Source organism: Enterococcus casseliflavus NBRC 100478 (assembly GCF_001544095.1).
Taxonomy (GTDB): Bacteria; Bacillota; Bacilli; order Lactobacillales; family Enterococcaceae; genus Enterococcus_D; species Enterococcus_D casseliflavus.
This window is the reverse complement of the sequence record NZ_BCPT01000021.1, coordinates 25,895-47,154: the sequence shown is the minus strand read 5'-3', so window position 1 is coordinate 47,154 and position 21,260 is coordinate 25,895. Positions and strand designations below refer to the sequence as shown.

The following is a 21,260-nucleotide window of genomic DNA, read 5'->3' as shown; positions in this document are numbered from 1 at the left end:
CCAAAATTTCTGCGTAGCGTTTTTTCTTTAGGGCATTTGGATATAGCCGTAATGAAGCAATAACTGAATAATAATAACTAAAGTGTTCATTCCCACATGGGTGATCATGGAAGTCCAAATACTGCCGGTCAAAGCATAAAGCCCAGAAAAGAACAGTCCTAAGAAAATATAGACTAAGAGATGATTGTCATTGTGGGCAAAGGCAAAGGCTACGGCGCTGACCACTACACCAACCCAAACATTGCTGTATTTCCCAATGATGCCAACTAAGGCTCTGCGGAAGACAAATTCCTCCATAATTGGCCCACCGATCATTGCTGCGAGAGCAAAGAGTGGGTTTTGCACCACGATGGCAATGATGTTTTCGGTATTTTGCGAAGCGCTGACTTCTCCGAAAAAGGATTCGATAAAGATGGCTAGATTTTGCAACAAAATCGCTGCGACAATGCCGGTTAGCCCGTAAATAAGAATCGCTGAGACTTTGGTTTTTTTGTGTTCAAACGATAGCGGTTCTGTTTGTTTGAAATACAAGAAAAACATGATCGCTGCACCAGCTAAGTAACCGATCGTCGTTGCTGCTACTTGATGTCCGCTAGGGACGAAGGCGATCGGTAGAAAAAAGACGATGCCGTAAGTAAGAATCGTGGACAAAGAATATTTTGATAAAGACATAGTTGTTTCCTCACACTCCTTTGCTTCATTATAGACTAGGTTGCTTCTAGAAACAAAAAATCCTACTATATTTATCAATCAATTAGAAATGCAAAAAAAATTTAGCAAAAGGCTTGCAAAAATTTGGGAAAATGAGTAATATTGAAACTGTAAGTTAGCACTCGATACAAGAGAGTGCTAATGCTAAATTCTATAACATTCATTGGAGGGATTTATCGTGTTAAGACCATTAGGTGATCGTGTGATTATCGAAGTCGCAAAAGAAGAAGAAAAAACTGTAGGCGGAATCGTGCTTGCATCAGCAGCAAAAGAAAAACCACAAACGGGTACCGTTATTGCAGTCGGCGAAGGACGCACGCTCGAAAACGGTGAAAAAGCTCCTGTTGCTGTCAACGTTGGCGAACAAGTAATGTTCGAAAAATACGCTGGCACAGAAGTGAAATATGAAGGAACAGAATATTTGATCGTTGCTGCAAAAGATATCATTGCAGTAGTAGAATAAGAAAAATAAAAAATACTTGAGGTGATGAAATCATGGCAAAAGAAATCAAATTTGCAGAAGACGCACGCGCAGCAATGCTTCGTGGGGTAGATAAATTAGCAGATACAGTAAAAGTAACCTTAGGCCCTAAAGGTCGTAACGTGGTTTTAGAAAAATCTTACGGTTCACCATTGATCACAAATGACGGTGTAACGATCGCTAAAGAAATCGAATTAGAAGATCATTTTGAAAACATGGGCGCAAAACTTGTTTCTGAAGTCGCTTCAAAAACAAACGATATCGCTGGTGACGGAACAACGACTGCTACGTTATTGACACAAGCAATCGTTCGTGAAGGATTGAAAAATGTCACCGCTGGTGCGAACCCATTAGGTATTCGTCGTGGGATCGAAATGGCAACAAAAGTGGCTGTAGAAGAGCTACACAACATTTCATCAATCGTTGATTCAAAAGAAGCAATCGCACAAGTTGGTGCTGTTTCTTCTGGTAGTGAAAAAGTTGGTCAATACATCGCTGATGCAATGGAAAAAGTCGGCAATGACGGTGTTATCACTATTGAAGAATCAAAAGGGATCGAAACAGAATTAGATGTTGTGGAAGGAATGCAATTTGATCGTGGTTACTTATCACAATACATGGTAACTGACAACGATAAAATGGAAGCAGCGTTAGAAAATCCATACATCTTGATCACTGACAAAAAAATCTCTAACATCCAAGATATCTTGCCATTGTTAGAACAAATCTTACAACAATCAAAACCATTATTGATCATCGCTGATGACGTTGATGGCGAAGCATTACCAACACTTGTATTGAACAAAATCCGTGGAACATTCAATGTTGTTGCAGTGAAAGCACCAGGATTTGGTGACCGTCGTAAAGCAATGCTAGAAGACATTGCGATCTTAACTGGTGGCACAGTGATCACTGAAGACTTAGGCCTTGAGTTGAAAGATGCAACCATCGATAACTTAGGTCAAGCAAGCAAAGTGGTTGTGGATAAAGACAACACAACAATCGTTGAAGGTGCTGGTGAAAAAGAAGCAATTGACGCACGCGTTCAATTGATCAAAAACCAAATCGCTGATACAACTTCTGACTTTGACCGTGAAAAACTACAAGAACGCTTAGCAAAACTTGCTGGTGGGGTTGCAGTGATCAAAGTTGGGGCACCAACTGAAACTGAATTGAAAGAATTGAAATTACGTATTGAAGATGCATTGAATGCAACACGTGCCGCTGTTGAAGAAGGCATGGTCTCAGGTGGGGGAACTGCCTTAGTGAATGTCATCAACAAAGTTGCAGAAATCGAAACAGATGGCGATGCAGCAACAGGTGTCAAAATCGTTTTACGTGCCTTAGAAGAACCAGTTCGTCAAATTGCTGAAAATGCAGGCTACGAAGGTTCAGTGATCATCGACAAATTGAAAAACGCTGACTTAGGCGTTGGTTTCAATGCAGCAACTGGCGAATGGGTAAACATGCTAGAAGCTGGGATCGTTGACCCAACAAAAGTGACGCGTTCTGCATTACAAAACGCAGCTTCTGTTGCCGCATTATTGTTAACGACTGAAGCAGTCGTTGCCGACAAACCAGAACCAGCAGCGCCAGCAGCTCCTGCAATGGACCCATCAATGGGTATGGGCGGCATGATGTAAGCAAGCCTTGAGAACTCCTCTTTTGAGGGGTTCTTTTTTTTGCGATCAAAAAATACTTCAACACAGAAAAAGACAAAAAACCTTTCTTCTTAGTATTCTATGCACCAAAGAATTGGTTCATTGCTTGAATAAAAGGAGAAAGGAGTGGTAGATATAAGCTATCTATTTGTCTTGTAAAGGCAGTGTGTTTTGTAAGGAACGTCAGTTACAACCGTTCCCAAAATCCCTGCGCAAAACCAGTAATAAATTCGTAGAGAGCCGGCAGTATCACCGAAATACATAAAACAACAAAGACCATTTTCTGAACAGCAGTTAATTGTTTGAGGAAATGGTTTTTTGTGAACAATAAATACGCGATACAGATAACGGCAAGCAGCTGCAATAGATCAAATAAAATGGACAAGAAAATCACCTTTTCTGATTAGATTGAATGGACGATAGAATGATGGATTCTCTCAACATAGAGCAAAGGGTTGAATGATATGGTTCTGAGAAAACGTGAAGATCAACGTTTATAAAGAAACGGTATTTCGACTCCAAAGAATGCGAAGATCCCGCTTAAAAGAAAGTGAGTCAATAAGCCTAGATAAAAAAGGACTTTCCAATTCAATTTCTTTTTCATTCGATCCACTCCTTTTGTGTATCATAGCATAAAAAAACGATAATATAAATAAATAATCTAAAGATGCAAATTTGCATTTTTTAGCAAGTGTAAGCTCTCTCAAGCTACATTTTCGCTATCTTGAAAAACCTGAGCTAAAATAGAATGAGGAACAAAATCATGGCTCACTTTGATTTTTAAATGAACAACGAGTCGAAAGAAGGAGACATTTCTTTGAAAAAACCATGGATAAAACGCAAAAAGAAACAAAACGAAAATGAATTATTAACGGAACAGTCCGTTCAAGTCGAGCAAAGTCAAACGAGAGAAGAGTTGCAAGAAGAAGCGGAGTTTACTTCTTTTTTTGCGGATGTCATGAAGCGAATGCCGAAAAAATCGGCTGCCCTGGTGATGAAAGGCTATGACGGATCAAAAGCCCAGGCGGAAAAAGTGTTAGCGAAAAGCAAGGATCAATTTGATCAGGTATTTGAGGAGTTTTTAGTTGGCGTAGGTGATGAAACGCGGAAAAAAGCCCACCGCACGATCCATGCGGCTTCTTTGACGGCGGCGATCATCGGCTGTTCACCGATTCCCTTTTCAGATGCAGTGTTACTTGTGCCAGTTCAGATGACAATGATGGCCCGTTTGTATCGTATTTTTGGGCGAACATGGCGTGAAGGGTTAGCGAAAAGTATTTCGAAAGAGCTAGTCGTTGTGAGTTTTGGTCGCAGTGCCGTTGGCAATATCTTGAAATTTGTCCCAGCAGTCGGCACCGTTGCTGGAGCTGCAATCAATGCCAGTGTGGCTAGCGGTATTACCGAAGCATTAGGCTGGGTGACGGTCAAGATGCTGAATGATGGGGAAGATGTGTTTGAGCAAGTGATGTCCTTTAAAGGCCAATTTCACACGCTGTTCAATGCGTTGAAAGTTGGCAAGAAATCTAAGTGAGACAAACAGAAGAAGAACGAAGCAGGTCCAGACGACTTGCTTTTGTTGCTTCTTTTTCTTCACAGCAAATTAAAAAAAATTTAAGGAGTGAGTAAAATGAAACAACGAGTGACACGGGAAGAAGTCAAAGAACGGTTGGTCACCGATGCGTATTTTCAAAAAGGTCGTTCCGCTTTAAAGACCCGCCAAACGATTTTGACGATTCTTGCTTGGCTGATGGTCTTGGTTCCCTTTGTCTGGCTGGCCATTCCGTTGACGCTGCCGAATCTGGCGGATCGGATCGCCTTTCGGACCTATTTAGAAGAAGCAGTCACTTTCGAATTTCTAGCGTTATTTTTAGGCATTTCTTTTTTGATTTTAGTTCTTACGTTTACTTTATTAACTTTGAGGAACAACCGCCGCTTCAAACGATTGCTGCAAAAGCAATCGATGCATGATGAAGCTGCCTTGGAAAAACGCAAAGAGTTGCTAGAAGCATTTTACGAAGAACGCTTCGGGACGAAAGAAGAACGCCACGGGGCAAAATACTACGCGGTTGCACCGGAGCAAAACATCGGAGAAAGAGAGATCCAAGAACTTTTCCGTAGAAATGGGGTGGGCTGATGGTTGTCAATTTTGATACTGGGTTCCCGTGGTTGGACACATTTTTAACAGTCGTTTTGATGATTCTCTTCACGTATCCAATTTTAGGTGGCTTTGCTTGGTTCATTGGGGTGATCTGCAATCGTTTTTTGTTCCGTTATCGACAATTAGAGTGGATACCGATCCCCGAAGAGATCAAGCCGATGATCATGATTATGGTACCAGCTCACAATGAAGAAATCGTTATTGAAGACACGATTCATTATTTAATGAACAATCTGAACTACAGCAATTATGAGGTGTTGGTGACTGATGATGGCTCAACGGATCAAACTCCTGTGATACTAGACCGATTGATGGAACAGTACCCAAATCTAAGAGTGTTGCGCATCGAAAAAAATCAAGGAAAAGCCCATGCCTTTAATATTGGGGTAGGGTTTGCCAAAGGGGAATTGATCTTGAGCAACGATGCAGATACGGTTCCTGAACCTGACGCGTTATGGAAATATGTCAATTACTTCATCCGCCAAGACTCCATCAATATCTCTGCCATTACGGCGAATATGGATGTTCAAAACCGCACAACGATCGTAGGAAAATCACAAACTGTTGAGTTTTCAAGTATCGTAGGAATTATCAAACGGACCCAGCAAGCCGTTTTCGGCGTCATCTATGCCTATAGCGGTGCCAATACGATGTATCGCCGCGCGGCATTGATGGACGTGGGTCTGTTTCGACAAAATCGAGCAACAGAAGACATCAGTATTGCCTGGGACCACCAATTCCGAGGTTGGCTGTCTTTATTTGCTTCACGAGTGGAGGTGCCAGAAACACTCAAGATGCTCTACCGACAACGGAAACGCTGGGCGAAGGGCGGTACAGAAGTATGGCTGACCAACTTTAAAAAGGTCTTTTTGCATCCTTTTGAAAACATTGGTCGAACCGCTATGTTTGTCGATCAAAAATTAAGTATCATCTGGTCATTCTTTTTCTGGCTTTCATCTGCCTTGTTTGTCTTCTATCTGATCTATTATGGTGCAACTGGGAATTACGAACGGATCTATCATATGTTTACGATGGCCTTTCTCTTCGTTTGTTTCGAGATGATTGCGGGGGTGATGCAGCTATTTACCAGCCTCTTGGCGGATGATAACCGCAGCAAGCTGAAGTATTTCCGTTTTGCACCTTTTTACAAGCTGTTTTACTGGATGATCAATGCCATAACGATCGTCACTACCTTTATTCCAGCCGTCAAGACCATCCTTGGCTACGGCAGCGGCGTTTGGGTCAGCCCTGAGCGAACGGCGAAAAAAACCGAAGAATCTTAACGAATTCACCTTCCCTGGACAATAAAAACAAGTCTGAGTTTTCTTCAGACTTGTTTTTTTGCCATTAAGGTTCAGAAAGATAGTAAATCTCACGATTTTGGTAAGGATAACGAGTTTGCGAAAATTCGAAGGGTCGTCCGTCGGAGAGACGAGCAACTTGTTCTAATTCTAAGATCGGATCATTGGGATCGACTTCTAAATATTTGATATCATAGGAATCCGCTTTGTCGGCACGGATTTTACGTATGGCGGGACCTATTTTGAGATGTAAGGAATCAGTGATATATCGATAGATCGAGTGTTCAAGGATCGCCATATCAATATCGGGAATGGTTTTGATGGGCATGATCGTGTACTCCAATTCAAAGGGTTCGTTATCAACATAGCGCAGTCGTACGATATCATAAACAGGTTCGTTTTCTCGCAAAGACAAGTAATCCATTTCGTTGGCTTCTGGAAAACGTACATTGAAACTAATGATTTTACTTTGCACTTTATGCCGTCCGCCATATCGGTTGACTAAACCGATATACTCATTGATCTGTCCTTGGTAGGTAGCTGAATTGACATAGGTGCCATGACCTCTTTTGGTGGAAATCAGGCCTTCTTGCTTCAGTTGATTTAGCGCTTTTTGGATCGTCATTCGCGAGGATTGAAATCGTCTGGCTAACGCCGTTTGTTCCGGTAGTTTTGATAAAGCTGGAAAAACACCTTCATAAATATTCGTCCGCAACTGATCAACGATCTCTTTGTATTTTGTCATAGTCATCACTCCTTATGTAAAGAAATTCATGGACTTGAGTTTTGTTTGAAGGGGATAAAAACAAGGTCTATCACTAAAGAATCCGCTGAAATTCACATGTATAGAAAAAGCTTTACATGAGTTTTTGAAAAATTTACATGCCTATTTCACCTAATTATAATAGGTTTTGTAAGCGAATACAAACGATGGAGGAATCAATATGACAAAATTTTATTGGGGGAACAGTGTCAGCAGTATGCAGACAGAAGGCGGTTGGAATGAAGGCGGTAAAAGCTTATCCGTTTATGATATACGGGAAGCTTCGGAACAGGCTAGCGATTGGCATGTAGCAAATGATAACTATCATGCGTATACAGAAGACTTTGATTATATGCAAGATTTGGGGATGAACATGTATCGTTTCCAAATTTCTTGGTCAAGGGTCGTTCACGATGGAGATGGTGCCTTTAATGAAGAAGGGATCGCCTATTACGATCGTTTTATTGATGATTTGTTAGCTCGAGGGATCGAGCCTATGATTTGTTTGTACCATTTTGATATGCCTCTGCATCTGGCGAAAACCTATAACGGGTTCATCAGCAAAGAAGTGAAGGACGCATTCATTCGTTTTGGAAAAGAAATGGTAGATCGTTTTGCGGATAAAGTCCATTATTGGTTAACCTTTAACGAACAAAATCTTTTCCACCAAGACCATGGTTTTAAGATCAGCGGTTATTTAGAAGGGGAAGAAACGACAGAAGAATTGTATCAGATTTTCCACAATGTCATGGTTTGCCATGCAGAAATCTGTAATTATCTTCATGAAACAACAAATGCGAAGATCGGCGGCATGCTGGCGTATTCTGAGGCGTATCCAGCGACTTGTCGTCCACAAGACATCAAAGCAGCAAGAGAGTTTGATGAATTTGCGAACTTTACTTTATTAGATTGCTATGCGCACGGCAAGTATTCGGCAGCACAAGACCGATACGTGAAAAATCATCAACTCAATATGAATATTTTACCTGGGGAATTAGAAGCGATCGCAGCGCAGAAAAATGATTACATTGCCTTTAGCTATTATGCTTCTTCTACCTTGAATGCTGAAAAAATTCCTGAAGGAACGCCGCCGAATCGGTACATGACTTTTGGAAAACAAGACAATCCGTATATTAAAACGACGGAATGGAATTGGCAAATTGATCCGCTCGGCTTCCGTGATGTCTTAAATAAAGTCTATCAGCGGTACCGGTTGCCAGTGTTTCCGATTGAAAACGGGATTGGTGTCAGAGAGCATTGGGATGGCAAAGAACCGATTCAAGATGATTACCGTATTGCCTATCATCAAGAGCATATTCGAGCGATGTTTGAAGCGATGGTGGAAGATGGAGTGGTCTGTCTTGGGTATCTTGGTTGGGGGCTGATCGACATTTTGAGCTCGCAAGGTGATATGGAGAAACGATACGGACTCGTGTATGTCAATCGTGGCAACCATGAGTTGCGAGATATGAAACGTGTACCGAAAAAATCGTATGAATGGTTCAAAGAAGTGATCAAAACCAATGGTAGTACGATCTATACAAACCCATATACAGAATAGGAGGAACAAAAATGGCAGCAGATAAGCGCACGTTTTTAGATAAATTTACAGAGTTTTCGGTCCGTCTCGGCAATCAGGTTCATCTCAAAAGTCTTCGTGATGCGTTTGCGACCTTAATGCCTGCCTTTATTATCGCAGGGATCGCTGTGTTGTTTAATAATGTCTTCTTTCCATGGTTTTTAGAAGGGGCTGCCTTGGCGCGAATGCAAGTGTTTGGCAATTCCATCACCAATGGAACATTGAATATCGCCGGTCTGCTGATCGCCCCGATGATCGCTTATTTTCTTTGCCGCAATAAAAACAATCCGAGCGCCATCAATGCAACCTTTGTGGCAACGACTTGCTTAGTGGTCATGTTGGCGATGGCTCATGCCGTGATGCCAGAAGGCGCTCAAGCAGAAGTGACCATCAGTGGTGTGATGCTATTTGACGATGTCGGGACCAAAGGGATGTTTTCTGGAATCATTTGTGGGTTAGTTGCCACGGAATTATTTATTCGACTGTCAGAAAACAAGCACCTAAAAATCAATTTAGGGGATCAAGTTCCTCCTGCCGTCAGCAAATCCTTCAGCACGTTGATCCCTGCTATTTTGGTGATTTCCTTCTTTGCCGTAGTTGCGACCGTGCTAGCAGCCTTTGATACCGACCTGATTCAAATCATTTCAACAGTGATCCAAGAACCACTGCGTTTATTGAACACATCGATTTTTGGGTTCTTGATCATCTATTCAACGGGCAATTTTCTGTTTACTTTAGGCATTCACCAAACCGTCATCAATGGCACCTTGTTAGATCCATTGCTGTTAGTCAATATGAATGAAAACATGCAAGCCGTGCAAGAAGGCGCTACGCCACCCAATATCTTAAATTCAGCATTCGTGACGGTTTTCGCACAACTAGGCGGGACTGGATTTACGATCAGCTTGATCATTGCAGTGCTCTTATTCGTCCGCAATTACCAACCTTTTCGGGATGTCGTCAATCTATCCCTAGCTCCGGGTATTTTTAATATCAACGAGCCAATCATCTTTGGTTTACCGATCGTCTTCAATTTACCCATGATCATTCCCTTCGTTGCAAGTCCAATTGTTGCGACGTTGATTGGCTACTTTGCTACCGCAGTAGGATTCATTGAGCCGCTTTCTGTGATGGTTCCTTGGACGACACCACCAATTCTTAGTGCATTGTTGGCATCAAAAGGGGATTTTAAAGTTGTTTTGGTTCAAGTGATCATCATCGTCGTCTGTGTAGCAATCTATTTTCCATTTCTAAAAATCGCTCAACGGGTTGCAATCAAATCTGCTGAATTGGAGCGGGCAGAATAAACAAAACAGGATGAATCCTATACTAGAGTGACCTACAAAAGTTAGAACAAAATTCTAACGTTTTGGGGGTCACTATTTTTTGAGGTGATTTTTTTACTAAGTTTCTATTTTGAACTTTAATTAAATGGTATACTATCCCAAAAGGAGCGACTATGAAACTTTCAGAAATGCAAAAAGCGATTTATCAAAACAAAATCGATCACCAATTCAATGTCACAAATATTGAAAAAGAGTTTTTGGCTTTATATGGTGAAGTAGGGGAAGCCTTTGACGCGTATCGGAAGCAACAAGAGGTAGGAGAAGAATTGGCGGATGTGGCGATTTATCTTCTTGGGTTAGCGGAAATCCTTTTCATCGATCTTGAAGCAGAGATTCATAAAAAAATGGACGTCAACCAAAAGCGTCGTTATACGAGTTATGGCAATGGCTATGCCAAACGAATCGATAATTGATACACGCACAAAAACTAGTGGATTCCTCGAGTATAGGCCCTTACCGAAATAGAGATGGAAGCAGGAGATAGGATGGAAAAGAATGTAAGCATGCGTGAATTAACCACGGCGGATTTAGCAGAAGTCGTGGACCACTATATTGCCGTATTTTCAGCAGAACCATGGAATGACCAATTGACAGTGCCGCAAATCACCGACTATGTATCTTCAATGATGGCAATGAATACTTTTATTGGTTATCGACTAACAGACCGAGCATCGAATGAATTGATTGGTCTTTCATTAGGCTTTATCAAGCCCTGGTATCAAGGAAAAGAGTATGTGATCGATACCTTTTTAATTACTGGCACGCATCAAGGAAAAGGCCTTGGTTCCACTTTTTTAGAAAGGATCAAAGAGGATCTGCTCAAGAAAGAGATTCCAACGATCCTGTTAGATACCGAAGAAAGTATGCCAGCAGCGGATTTTTACAAAAAGAATGGCTTTAAACCGCTACCAGATAATGTGAGCTATTATTTATCTCTAGAATAATAATAGCTTGTCAATAAATAAAAAAGTCTGCGAAAAAATCGCAGGCTTTTTAGTTATGCACAGTTTCAACAGATTTATCCACAATATGTTGTAGGAACATGTTTTCGCCTACTAAATATTGGGTGTGTGGTTTTTAGAAAAGGATTTCAAAGAGATTCTTATGGACTAATGAGCGTAAAAGTGAAAAAAGTACTGAACCGCTTATAGAATATAGCAAAATTTATCTAGATGAGAGGCTCTGTTGGTACCGATCATCTAATTTCTATCATCTTCGCGATAGGTCTTGCGATACTGTAGCGGCGTTAAACCAAATTTACGCTGAAATCTTTTGCTAAAGTAGCTCAAGTGATTGAAGCCAACGTGGTAGCAGATGGTTGAGATCGGCTCATCCGTTTCGATCAATAGGTTTTTGGCTTGAGACAATCGATAATCAATCAGATAGTTGATTGGGGTCAATGTCGTGTATTGCCGAAAAAGGGCGGTACAAGTACGTGTATTGATGGCAGCAGCTTTAGCGATCGCAGGAACCGTTAATGGTTCTTGATAATGCTCATGGACAAATGCCAGCATTAAGTAGATAGTTTCTTTCTTTGGTGAAGCAGGTCTTGCAGCCATTAGCTGTGAAAGGGCAGCTAAAAACAATTCATAGAGAGTAAATCGTTGTTCAATAAGCAGAGGCAGACGCACGGTTTGAACAAATGCTTGGTGTTGGGCGGTTAAGGTTAAGCGCCGATAGCTGCGGGTGCGATCGTGGACTAATTGTTCGATCGCTTCTTTAAAAACAGGGTCAGCAATAAAGCCTGAAGAAAAATCAAAGCAGCAATATCGGACGTTTTGTGAAGCTAAAACAGCACCATGGAGTACACGGCTATTAATAATGATCGCCTCATTCTTGCTTAGCAAAATTTGCTCGTCGTCTATCGTATACACGAAGCTACCTTCTTCGACCCATACAATTTGCAGCTCGTCGTGCCAATGCAGAGGCAATTGGTCGCCACGCCTTTGTTGCAAGCAACGTTGATAAATTGCGAAGGAGCGATTTGTAGTTGTATGTTTGGTCGTTTCTTCGTTTTCTTCTGTGCGTTCAAAGTACATACCGCACCACCTTTTTACAGAATAGTGTTAAAAACAATCAGGATATTGACAAAAGTTCACTATCTGATTCGGTATAATACTAACAAAGTAAAGTGAAAGACAAAAGGTGTTTTTATGAAAAAAACAGTTGGGATTGTTTATGCTTGTTCAGCAGCAGCTTTGTGGGCAGTTTCTGGCATCGCTGGACAAATTTTATTTACGAAATATAGTATTACAGCAAATTGGCTCGTTTCAACACGACTGGTTCTTTCAGGGTGTTTGTTGCTGAGTATTGGGTTAAAGGATCGCGCCCGTTTGATTCCCCCATTTCGTGAGAAAAAGGACTTCATTCAGCTGCTCTTGTTTTCTTTCTTAGGCATGTTTCTCGTACAATTTACCTACTTTAAAACGATTGAGCAAAGCAATGCTTCTTTTGCAACGATTATTCAATATACAGGACCTTTCTTTGTTTTACTCTATGCTGCGATAGCCAAAAGGCAGCTCCCCTCTTTAAAGACATGTTTCTGGTTACTGGTAACCTTACTTGGTGTGACGGCTGTGGCATCAAAAGGACAGATTGAGCAATTAGCGACTTCCCAATCTGCGCTAGGCTGGGGGTTAGCATCAGCGATATCACTAGCTTTTTATTCTATACAGCCGCGTAAACTCTTGCAAAAATATGGGAGTTTACCAATTGTCGGCTGGGGGATGTTGATTGGTGGAGGCTTGGCGAATGTGGTTCATCCAATGTGGCAGATTGATAGTCAACTGAACGTTCAAGTGATTCTTTATTTGCTGGTGGTCATTTTATTTGGAACAGCACTAGCGTATTTGATTTTTTTAACAAGTTTACGCTATTTATCCTCAACACTTGCAACAGTTTTAACGGCAGTTGAGCCATTGCTGGCTGCTTTCTTATCGATCATTGTTTTTCATGATCACTTCACAGTGGTGGAGATACTAGGATTTATGGCAGTCATAGGGAGCATCATGTGTTTACAAAAAAAATTGTGAAAAAGACGAGATTCGCCAAAATCGGTGAAGTCTCGTCTTTTTTATAAATCAACAGAAAAAGAAAACGCAGGAGTCTACGCTTTCTTTTTCTGTTCTTCTTTTTTCTTGTCTGTGGTCGGTACGGAATCTAGGGCTTTTTTGAAAATCTCTTCTTTTTTCGTTTTATAGTTATGTTGTCGTTCAGCATAAACTTTTTCTTTCGTCTTTGTTTTCATACTCGGTCACCTCTTCCTTTTTTTTAAGTATAGCATGATTTCACAAACTTATGCAAATCCTTGGTTTTCTCCTTGGTGTTATAATCTTTCTCGTAATATACATTGTGAAAATATTTCTTTTGGCAGAGATGAGGGACTTCTCTATCAAGAAATTCGCATCCGGTTGGAGTCGATGTAACAGGATCTCATCTTAGCGTCGATCACAGAGCTGGAAGCGGCGTTCCTTTTGAAGCAACTTTTTCACAGAATCCCTCGTGTAAAAAAGGAATGATAAATGGGTGATTTTAGTATCGATTTTTGAAAAAGGGGATCTGGAAAGAAATGTTATTCAAATAACAGTCTTGTTTTTCAAAAAGTGGGTTTGTTTGCAAAAAAAATCCTGTTTTTATTCGCGAATTAAAATAACGTTGAATGAAATAGCGTTTTTCTGTAGTTTATATAAATCTTTTTAAATAGAGTGCCATTGAGCAACACCAAAGAGAAAGTGATCAAAAATAATAACGCAGGAAAATAAATGACACGTTTTATTAAACGTAAATTAAAAAAATACAAAACGAAAACAATATCAAAAAATATTAATTTTTGTTAAAATGGGGTACAGGGGGTGTTTTATTGGAATCTCGGAAAATCAAACGTAAGCGTTTAGTGAAACAAAAACGGTCCCTTTTCGTACAAAAAGGATTGGGTATCACAGCAGCGTTAGCATCGACTTCAGGTGTCTTTACGTCTCTTGCTCATGCGACCGAAACGACAAACGCTTCGTCATCAACCAACACAACTGCTACTCTTGCCAGATCGTCAGCTGAAACGGCGATCAATCGACAATTTAAAACAACAGCTTCACTGAATGTTCGTTCAAATGCTTCAACAAGTGCCTCTATCGTAAGTGGCGTAGGAGCAAATACAACAATCACTGCGGTGGCTCAAAAGAACGGTACCTCAGTGAATGGCAATACAACATGGTATAAGCTATCAACAGGCGGCTGGATCTCAGGTGCTTATGTGAAAAGCACCTCAGGCTCTTCTTCTGCCAATACTGGCTCGTCCAATTCGTCGTCTTCATCGGAAAAAGCAATTTCGAAATCAGTGAAAACGACTACTGCATTGAACGTCCGTTCAAATGCAACGACTAGTTCTAGTGTCGTACGTGGACTAGGCAGCAATGCGACGGTGAAAGTCGTTGCACAAAAGAGTGGAACGTCGGTGAATGGCACGACCACTTGGTACAAATTGTCCACAGGCGGTTGGATCACGGCGGCCTATGTCAAAGATGTTTCCAGCAGCTCGACAGGCAATAGTTCTTCTGGCGGCAACACAAGTGTTTCTGCAGAAACGGCTATCAACAAGAACGTGAAAACAACAGCGGCATTGAATGTCCGTTCGAGTGCCTCAACAAGCGGGAGTGTCGTTGGCAGCCTAAGCAACAGCACGACGGTGAAGGTCGTTGCCCAGAAAAATGGCACATCCGTTGGCGGCACCAATGTTTGGTACAAAGTATCGACTGGTGGCTGGATCACAGCGGCATATGTGCGTGACGTCACGTCTAGTTCTGGAAATACAAGTAATAACAATAATTCAAACACAGGTTCAAGCAACACTGGTTCATCAAACGGCTCAAACAATGCGAGTGAGCAAGCCATCAATAAAACGTTCCAAACAACCACTGGTATGAATGTCCGCTCAAATGCATCGACTTCTGCAAGTGTAGTCAGCAGTTTGGGCAGCAATGCTACCTTCAAAGCAGTCGCTCAAAAACAAGGTACGTCAGTCAATGGCAACGCCACTTGGTATAAGTTATCAACGGGTGGCTGGGTATCTGCAGCGTATGTGAAGGAAGTCAGTGCAACGACTCCTGGCAACAATAACAACGCAGGCAATTCCAATGTTCCGATGAGCGTGAACGGAGCAGCGATCGTTGCAGAAGCTAGAAAACATATTGGCACTCCTTATCAATGGGGAGGCAAAGGACCAGATGTCTTCGACTGTTCTGGGTTTACACGTTATGTCTTCTTAAAAGTGACGGGCAAAAACATCGGTGATTGGACAGTCCCACAAGAAAGCGCAGGGACGATCATTCCTGTCTCGCAAGCACAAGCTGGCGACTTGCTGTTCTGGGGTCAAAAAGGGAATACCTACCACGTAGCGATCGCTACCAGTAATACAAGCTATATCCATGCGCCAAGCACGGGTTATACAGTCACCGAAGCACAATCAGGCTTTTCGACTGCTAGCTTCGCTCTACGAGTGAAATAAATGTTTCATTGAATAGGCAAAGGGTTTGTCCTTTGTTAGAAACGCCCCTAAGAAAGCTGCCATCAGTTTTCTTAGGGGCGCTTTTGGGGTTGGGCGCAGATCTTTTTAAAAGGTGGGGCTTTGCCCTGTTTTTTTGACAAAAAGGCCGATTTGTCAAAATCACTTGTTTTTACTAGTACAAATTTTTGTCAAAAAAAATAGTTACTGATACCATAAAAACGTACCAATGTTAGGAGGGATCTACATGAGATATACGAACGGAAATTACGAAGCTTTTGCAAGAAGCAGAAAACCGAAAGATGTCGAAAAGAAAGAAGCCTATATTGTTGGTGGGGGATTAGCAGGACTTGCTGCGGCAGTCTTCTTGATCCGTGACGGCCATATGGCGGGTGAGAAAATCCACGTCCTTGAAGAACTTTCTTTATCAGGCGGTTCATTAGACGGAAAATTCATTCCCCATGATGGATTTGTGACCCGCGGCGGTCGAGAAATGGAAAATCATTTTGAGTGTCTGTGGGATCTATTTCGCTCGATTCCATCTTTGGAGGTGGAAGATGCTTCGGTGCTAGATGAGTTTTACTGGTTGGACCACGATGATCCAAATTCGTCTAACTGTCGGATCATCCACAATCGCGGCCAACGAGCAGCAGATGATGGAGAATTTACCTTGTCTGCGACAGCACAAAAAGAATTAACCCAATTATTTATGACTTCAGAAGATCAATTGATCGGGAAAAAAATCGAAGATGTTTTTGGCGAAGAATTCTTTGAATCTAATTTTTGGCTATACTGGTGTACGATGTTCGCCTTTGAAAAATGGCATTCGGCGATTGAAATGCGCCGCTATGTGTTACGTTTTGTGCACCATATCGATGGCTTGCCTGATTTTACTGCGTTAAAATTTACCCGTTACAACCAGTATGAGTCATTGGTCAAACCACTACTTGCTTATTTGGAAGAACAAGGAGTTGACTTCCAATATGAATGCACCGTCAGCAATATTGATGTTCGGATCGTGGGCGAGGAAAAAGTTGCTCAAAAACTTGTGCTAGAAAAAGCGGGGGCAATCGAAGAAATTCCTTTATCAGAAGATGACTTGGTCTTTGTTACCAACGGATCGATCACTGAAAGTTCCACGCAAGGGGACCATTATACTCCAGCGCCTATCTCAAAAGCACCTGGTGGCAGTTGGCGTTTATGGAAAAACTTGGCGGCGCAATCGCCTGAGTTTGGTCATCCAGAAGTCTTTTATGAAAACTTACCTGAAGAAAGCTGGTTTGTTTCGGCAACCGTGACTTGGCAGAATTTTGATGTGGAACCTTATTTAGAAAAATTGACCCATCGCAAGTTACGAACAGGCAGAATCGTCACTGGCGGGATCATCACCATCAAAGATTCCAATTGGATGATGAGCTTTGCGACCCATCGCCAACCGCACTTTAAAGAACAAAAAGACCAACAAACGATCACATGGGTGTATGGCTTGTTGTCAAATACACCAGGGAACTACATCAAAAAACCAATTGAACAATGTTCTGGACAAGAAATCGTGCAAGAACTGCTTTACCATTTAGGCGTGTCAGAAGCAGAAATCCAACGCATTTCAAAAGAATCAAGTGTGGCAGTTCCAGTCTACATGCCGTTTATCACTTCTTACTTCATGCTGCGTGAACCAGGGGATCGGCCATTGGTTATTCCAAATGGCTCCAAAAACTTAGCTTTTATCGGTAATTTCGCAGAGACTGAACGAGACACTGTTTTTACAACAGAATATTCCGTTCGGACTGCAATGGAGGCTGTTTATCAGCTATTAGATGTGGAACGTGGGGTACCAGAAGTGTTTGCTTCCGCTTATGATCTACGTACTTTGGCCAAAGCTGTCTATTATCTGACCGATAAGAAAAAAATTACGGAAATGGAGCTGCCGTTTATCGAACGGAAACTCTTGGAAGGCTTCGTTAAGAAAACCGAACATACCTACATTGGCGATCTGTTGAAAGAAAACCATTTGATTTAAATAAAACGCAACGACAACGAGGCGAAAGAAGCTGCTCGTTGTCGTTGCGTTTTTTATTTACTTTTTAGCGCAGTTTGAACGAATCATTATTTCTCAGATAAAATCCGAACTTGGATCTCTGTCAAATAAGCTTGCTCGTTGCTAAGGGTCGTTTCGTGGATCGATCGTTCATAGAAGTAGTCATCGATTTGCCATTGGTGCGTCGCAATCAGCTGCTTGAGTTTTTGATAAAACTGTTTCAATCCTTCGTCATCCCCCTGATAAATGGCGGTTAAATAGCATCCTGCTGGTTTCACGAAGGAAGTCCCTTGCGGCTCTTCTTGCCGCACGTAAACGTAGTCGATGTCTTGCGTATCGTCTTTGTTCGTCCGAATCATAAAACCATATTCGTTATTCGAGAAAAGATACGGCTGTGCCATCAAAAGGTCGTAGGCTTGGGTGATCATCTCTGGGATGGAGCCGCCGTTTAATCTAGGACTGAGGGAGAAATATTCCTCTGGCTGTTCCTTCAAGGTAAAGGGGGAAGTTTTTTCTGCAGCCAGGCGCAAATCCGCAGCTTTTCGTTCGATGATTTTTTTGATGTTGGTCAACTGCTGAATTTTTTCATCGATGGTTTGCCGCTTGGCTTCCAATAAGTTTCTCATGGTCTCGGCATCCCCCTGCAGCGCTGTTTGGATCTCTTTTAAGGGCATCGATAATTCTTTCAATGACAGGATCAATCCGAGATCCAAAAGTTGATCAAGGGAATAATACCGATACCCGTTCTCGTCTTTGCTGTTTGGTTGAAATAGCCCAATCTCGTCATAATAGTGGAGTGTCCGAGGATTGATCCGCGCGAAGCGTGCCATTGCCGATACTTTTAATTTGGTTTTCATGAAGATCCTCCTTGACTTTACAGTTACTGTAAACTTTATACTAAGAATAGTCAACTACTGGGAGGAAGATAGAATGAATAAAAAAGTAACGTATCGACCATTTAAACGAGAAGATCTGCCTGCGCTTGTGCAAGTGATTATTGATAGCTGGAACTACGACAAGCAATTTGACAAGAAGACCGCCAAGCACTTTGCTCATGTCTTTTTGTGTTATGAACTTGCCCGTGCGACCTATTCGCGGGTGGCTCTTTTAAATGGTGAAGCTGTCGGCATCTTATTAGCAGACAGTAAAAGAGGAAAGAAACTTCATCCAATGCGCTATTGGGGGAAAACGATTTGGCATGCTGGCTGCTTAATGCTTACGAAAGAAGGGAGAAATACGCTGTTGCATTATGCCAAAGAGGTGGCTGAGTTAAATCAAGCGATGTTGAAAGATTTACAAACTCCTTTTCAGACCGAAGTTGGTTTGTTTGCCGTTAGTCCCAAAACACAAGGATTGGGTGTAGGCAAGCAGCTCTTTACTTCCTTTTTAGCGATGGTCCAGCAGGAAAAAACGGCTCCGTTTTTCCTTTATACCGATACCACCTGTAATTACGGTTTTTATGAGCATATGGGCTTGAAGCGGGCAGCTGCTGTGAAACGCTGGATCAAAAAACCGATGAAGAAGGAAATCGAGTTTTATATCTATACTTCCTAAGAGTGCAGCGATGCACTCTTTTTTCATTGGCTAGTATGGTAAACTGGAAGCAAAGAAGGTCAAGGAAGCTGTTTTCGTTTTATGGAAACGGCGCTTGTTTTGGTCGAAAGCGATGGCTCAATCCGCTTTCGTAAAAAGGATGGGGAATGGGAAAGGATGGTTTATTTGGAAAAAAAGCAGATAGGGTTTATTTTAAGTGATATTGATGGGACGATCTTGGATCATAAGCATCAAATCGATCTGGATTTGATTGAAGAAATCAAACGATTGAAGCAGCAAGCGATTCCTTTTGTTTTGGCTTCCGCTCGCTCCCCGAAAGGAATGCTACCGATAGCTCAAGAATTAGGGATAGAAGACTGGCCCTTGGCTTGTTACAACGGTGCCCTGATTGGAGGGTACGATCAAAAGGGCACACTGGTACCGATTTTCAGTCATGAGGTCAAAAAAGCAGAAGCAAAAACTTTGGTTGCGCGCATCAAAGCTGATTTTCCTGGTGTTTCTATCAATGTCTACTCTGGTGATCAGTGGTATTGCGAAAGAGTGGACCAATGGGCACGAGCAGAAGCGGCGATCACCAAAGAGACTCCTGTAGAAACTTCATTAGAACAACTGTTGGCACAAGAAGCTTTTGAGGTTCATAAGTTTCTTTTGATCGGCACAACGGCAGAAATCCAAGCGCTCCATGCTGCCTGCCAGAACGCTGGATTTTTAGAAAGCGCCTTTTACTTATCCAAAGAGAATTATTTGGAAGTCACTCATCAAGCTGTGGGAAAAGATAAGGCGCTAAATGAATTGGCGGCCTATTTTCAAGTGCCGCTGGCGCAAACCTTAGCGATTGGCGATAATTTTAACGACCTGCCAATGATTGCTTCAGCTGGTATTGGTGTTGCGATGGAGAATGCGCCCGAATTGGTCAAAGCAAAAGCTGATTTTGTGACGGCTAGCAATACAGATCATGGGGTTACTGATGCGTTGCGACGATTTGTCACAGAATAGATAAAAAAACTAGGTTTTTTGAACAAATTGATTGACTTTCATTTCTACTCTCCTTAAACTTTTAGCTATACCTAAAAAGGTAAGTGTTTGTTGGAAAGAAGGAGAAAAATGAATAAGAAGATCGAGAAGACATTGACCAAATTTGCCGAGCCGTTGGGGCTCTCCGTTGATACTTCCACTGGGGTGATTTATGGAACGTATCATAGTTATAAACTTTTTTTAGTTCAAGAGAATAACAATAGTTATTCTCTAGTGGCTCACTTTTCACTTAGCAAAGATGGCGAACTTCCCAACCAAGAAGAAGTCAAAGAAGTTTTAAGTGAGTCAAAAGAGATCATCGACTGTGTGATCCAAGGATATCAAGTTGCCTATACTTTACGCGGAGCGATGACTGCAGGGAAAACTGTGGACAAGTTGCGTACTGCGTTGGACCAGTTGACGAATTTTTTGAAGACCAAAGGCTTCCAAAATGCTTGTACCTTCTGCGGCGCGGTCACTGAGCCGGTTTCGCTGTACGCTATTGGCGGCGCTCCCGTCATTGCCTGTGAAGCTTGCTTTAAGAAACAACAAGAAGCAGTCCTTGCGCAAGAACGGGAAAAAGGGCAGAAAAAAGAAAATTGGTTAGCTGGAACCGTGGGTGCGTTTCTTGGCTCACTGATTGGTGCCGGCGCAATTATTTTATTAGGACAACTGGGGTATGTTGCTGCATTGTCTGGGATCGCGATGGCGATCTGTGCCATCAAAGGGTATGAATTATTAGGTGGAAAACTCAGCACAAAAGGTATTATTAGTAGTATTATCGTCATGATCATCATGGTCTATGTCGGGAATCGTATCGACTGGTCGATCAGTGTAGCGAATTATTACACGGACGTTGATGTCTTCTATGCCTTTCGTATTTTACCTGATTTGATTCGTGAAGGATATTTGGAAGCGAGTCAGTATTACGGGAACTTAGGTCTGGTCTATCTCTTTACGGCGATTGGGGCTGTGCCAACTATTATCGCTACGGTACGAGAGGGGAAAGTGACACGTCAAAGCTATAAAATGGAGTAATCCACGTTTCTATCCAAAGATAAAAAAACACAAAGCGAGATCTTGTTCGCTTTGTGTTTTTTGTTTTTGTGTCATAAATAATAACGTGCAGTGTTAACATAAAAAATAAATAATAATAA

General features: G+C 41.8%; 20 protein-coding genes. 15 read left to right on the top strand and 5 right to left on the bottom strand.

All coding sequences use genetic code 11. From position 1 onward, the window contains the following. Nucleotides 1–27: 27 nt before the first annotated feature. Entirely contained in the window at nucleotides 28–672 is a 645-nt protein-coding gene (locus ECA1_RS14820; protein ID WP_060792901.1) for a CPBP family intramembrane glutamic endopeptidase, read from the bottom strand. Between the two features lie 217 nt (nucleotides 673–889). On the opposite strand from ECA1_RS14820, the gene groES reads away from it, so the two are divergent. The 5 genes from groES (at nucleotide 890) to ECA1_RS14795 (ending at nucleotide 6,294) form a co-directional block, all read left to right on the top strand. Further along, nucleotides 890–1,174 carry a co-chaperone GroES gene (gene groES, locus ECA1_RS14815; protein WP_005225291.1) on the top strand — a complete coding sequence of 95 codons (285 nt, stop codon included), beginning with the start codon at nucleotides 890–892 and terminating at the stop codon, nucleotides 1,172–1,174. Nucleotides 1,175–1,206: 32 nt separating this feature from the next. Further along, complete coding sequence (gene groL, locus ECA1_RS14810; RefSeq protein ID WP_005237384.1) at nucleotides 1,207–2,835, top strand: chaperonin GroEL; 1,629 nt, start codon at nucleotides 1,207–1,209, stop codon at nucleotides 2,833–2,835. 802 nt (nucleotides 2,836–3,637) lie between these two features. Then, complete coding sequence (locus ECA1_RS14805) at nucleotides 3,638–4,384, top strand: YcjF family protein (RefSeq protein WP_060792900.1); 747 nt, start codon at nucleotides 3,638–3,640, stop codon at nucleotides 4,382–4,384. 96 nt (nucleotides 4,385–4,480) lie between these two features. Further along, a complete protein-coding gene (locus ECA1_RS14800; protein ID WP_060792899.1) occupies nucleotides 4,481–4,987 on the top strand; it encodes a hypothetical protein in 507 nt (168 codons plus the stop codon). Next, a complete protein-coding gene (locus ECA1_RS14795) occupies nucleotides 4,987–6,294 on the top strand; it encodes a glycosyltransferase family 2 protein (protein ID WP_060792898.1) in 1,308 nt (435 codons plus the stop codon). Before ECA1_RS14800 ends, ECA1_RS14795 begins: the two co-directional genes overlap by 1 nt. A gap of 64 nt (nucleotides 6,295–6,358) precedes the next feature. On the opposite strand, the gene ECA1_RS14790 is transcribed toward ECA1_RS14795, so the two are convergent. Continuing rightward, nucleotides 6,359–7,057, bottom strand: coding sequence for a GntR family transcriptional regulator (locus ECA1_RS14790; protein ID WP_071859296.1), 699 nt, complete (start codon nucleotides 7,055–7,057; stop codon nucleotides 6,359–6,361). A 199-nt stretch (nucleotides 7,058–7,256) separates the two neighbouring features. On the opposite strand from ECA1_RS14790, the gene ECA1_RS14785 reads away from it, so the two are divergent. The 4 genes from ECA1_RS14785 to ECA1_RS14770 all read left to right on the top strand — a co-directional run bounded on the left by ECA1_RS14785 (nucleotide 7,257) and on the right by ECA1_RS14770 (nucleotide 10,944). Next, nucleotides 7,257–8,636 carry a glycoside hydrolase family 1 protein gene (locus ECA1_RS14785; protein ID WP_060792896.1) on the top strand — a complete coding sequence of 460 codons (1,380 nt, stop codon included), beginning with the start codon at nucleotides 7,257–7,259 and terminating at the stop codon, nucleotides 8,634–8,636. 11 nt (nucleotides 8,637–8,647) lie between these two features. Continuing rightward, nucleotides 8,648–9,961, top strand: a complete 1,314-nt coding sequence (locus tag ECA1_RS14780) for a PTS sugar transporter subunit IIC (RefSeq protein ID WP_060792895.1) — start codon at nucleotides 8,648–8,650, stop codon at nucleotides 9,959–9,961. A 152-nt stretch (nucleotides 9,962–10,113) separates the two neighbouring features. Continuing rightward, nucleotides 10,114–10,413, top strand: a complete 300-nt coding sequence (locus ECA1_RS14775) for a MazG-like family protein (RefSeq protein WP_060792894.1) — start codon at nucleotides 10,114–10,116, stop codon at nucleotides 10,411–10,413. A 72-nt stretch (nucleotides 10,414–10,485) separates the two neighbouring features. Beyond that, a complete protein-coding gene (locus ECA1_RS14770; RefSeq protein ID WP_005225310.1) occupies nucleotides 10,486–10,944 on the top strand; it encodes a GNAT family N-acetyltransferase in 459 nt (152 codons plus the stop codon). Nucleotides 10,945–11,199: 255 nt separating this feature from the next. On the opposite strand, the gene ECA1_RS14765 is transcribed toward ECA1_RS14770, so the two are convergent. After that, nucleotides 11,200–12,039, bottom strand: a complete 840-nt coding sequence (locus ECA1_RS14765) for an AraC family transcriptional regulator (RefSeq protein ID WP_060792893.1) — start codon at nucleotides 12,037–12,039, stop codon at nucleotides 11,200–11,202. 114 nt (nucleotides 12,040–12,153) lie between these two features. Here ECA1_RS14765 and ECA1_RS14760 point away from each other — a divergent pair, with 114 nt between their 5' ends. Then, on the top strand, nucleotides 12,154–13,032 hold the full coding sequence (locus ECA1_RS14760; RefSeq protein WP_060792892.1) for a DMT family transporter: 879 nt from the start codon (nucleotides 12,154–12,156) through the stop codon (nucleotides 13,030–13,032). A 74-nt stretch (nucleotides 13,033–13,106) separates the two neighbouring features. Here the strand turns inward: ECA1_RS14760 and ECA1_RS17660 are convergent, their stop codons facing one another. After that, nucleotides 13,107–13,247, bottom strand: a complete 141-nt coding sequence (locus tag ECA1_RS17660; protein WP_005237363.1) for a hypothetical protein — start codon at nucleotides 13,245–13,247, stop codon at nucleotides 13,107–13,109. A gap of 612 nt (nucleotides 13,248–13,859) precedes the next feature. On the opposite strand from ECA1_RS17660, the gene ECA1_RS14755 reads away from it, so the two are divergent. Then, nucleotides 13,860–15,500, top strand: a complete 1,641-nt coding sequence (locus ECA1_RS14755; protein ID WP_060792891.1) for a C40 family peptidase — start codon at nucleotides 13,860–13,862, stop codon at nucleotides 15,498–15,500. Between the two features lie 244 nt (nucleotides 15,501–15,744). Then, on the top strand, nucleotides 15,745–17,517 hold the full coding sequence (locus ECA1_RS14750) for an oleate hydratase (protein WP_060792890.1): 1,773 nt from the start codon (nucleotides 15,745–15,747) through the stop codon (nucleotides 17,515–17,517). Nucleotides 17,518–17,603: 86 nt separating this feature from the next. On the opposite strand, the gene ECA1_RS14745 is transcribed toward ECA1_RS14750, so the two are convergent. Next, on the bottom strand, nucleotides 17,604–18,392 hold the full coding sequence (locus ECA1_RS14745) for a MerR family transcriptional regulator (protein WP_060792889.1): 789 nt from the start codon (nucleotides 18,390–18,392) through the stop codon (nucleotides 17,604–17,606). Between the two features lie 73 nt (nucleotides 18,393–18,465). On the opposite strand from ECA1_RS14745, the gene ECA1_RS14740 reads away from it, so the two are divergent. The 3 genes from ECA1_RS14740 to ECA1_RS14730 all read left to right on the top strand — a co-directional run bounded on the left by ECA1_RS14740 (nucleotide 18,466) and on the right by ECA1_RS14730 (nucleotide 21,141). After that, a complete protein-coding gene (locus ECA1_RS14740) occupies nucleotides 18,466–19,089 on the top strand; it encodes an N-acetyltransferase (protein WP_060792888.1) in 624 nt (207 codons plus the stop codon). A 156-nt stretch (nucleotides 19,090–19,245) separates the two neighbouring features. Next, nucleotides 19,246–20,085 carry a Cof-type HAD-IIB family hydrolase gene (locus ECA1_RS14735; RefSeq protein WP_034858307.1) on the top strand — a complete coding sequence of 280 codons (840 nt, stop codon included), beginning with the start codon at nucleotides 19,246–19,248 and terminating at the stop codon, nucleotides 20,083–20,085. Between the two features lie 108 nt (nucleotides 20,086–20,193). Continuing rightward, complete coding sequence (locus ECA1_RS14730; protein ID WP_060792887.1) at nucleotides 20,194–21,141, top strand: hypothetical protein; 948 nt, start codon at nucleotides 20,194–20,196, stop codon at nucleotides 21,139–21,141. Nucleotides 21,142–21,260: the final 119 nt, after the last annotated feature.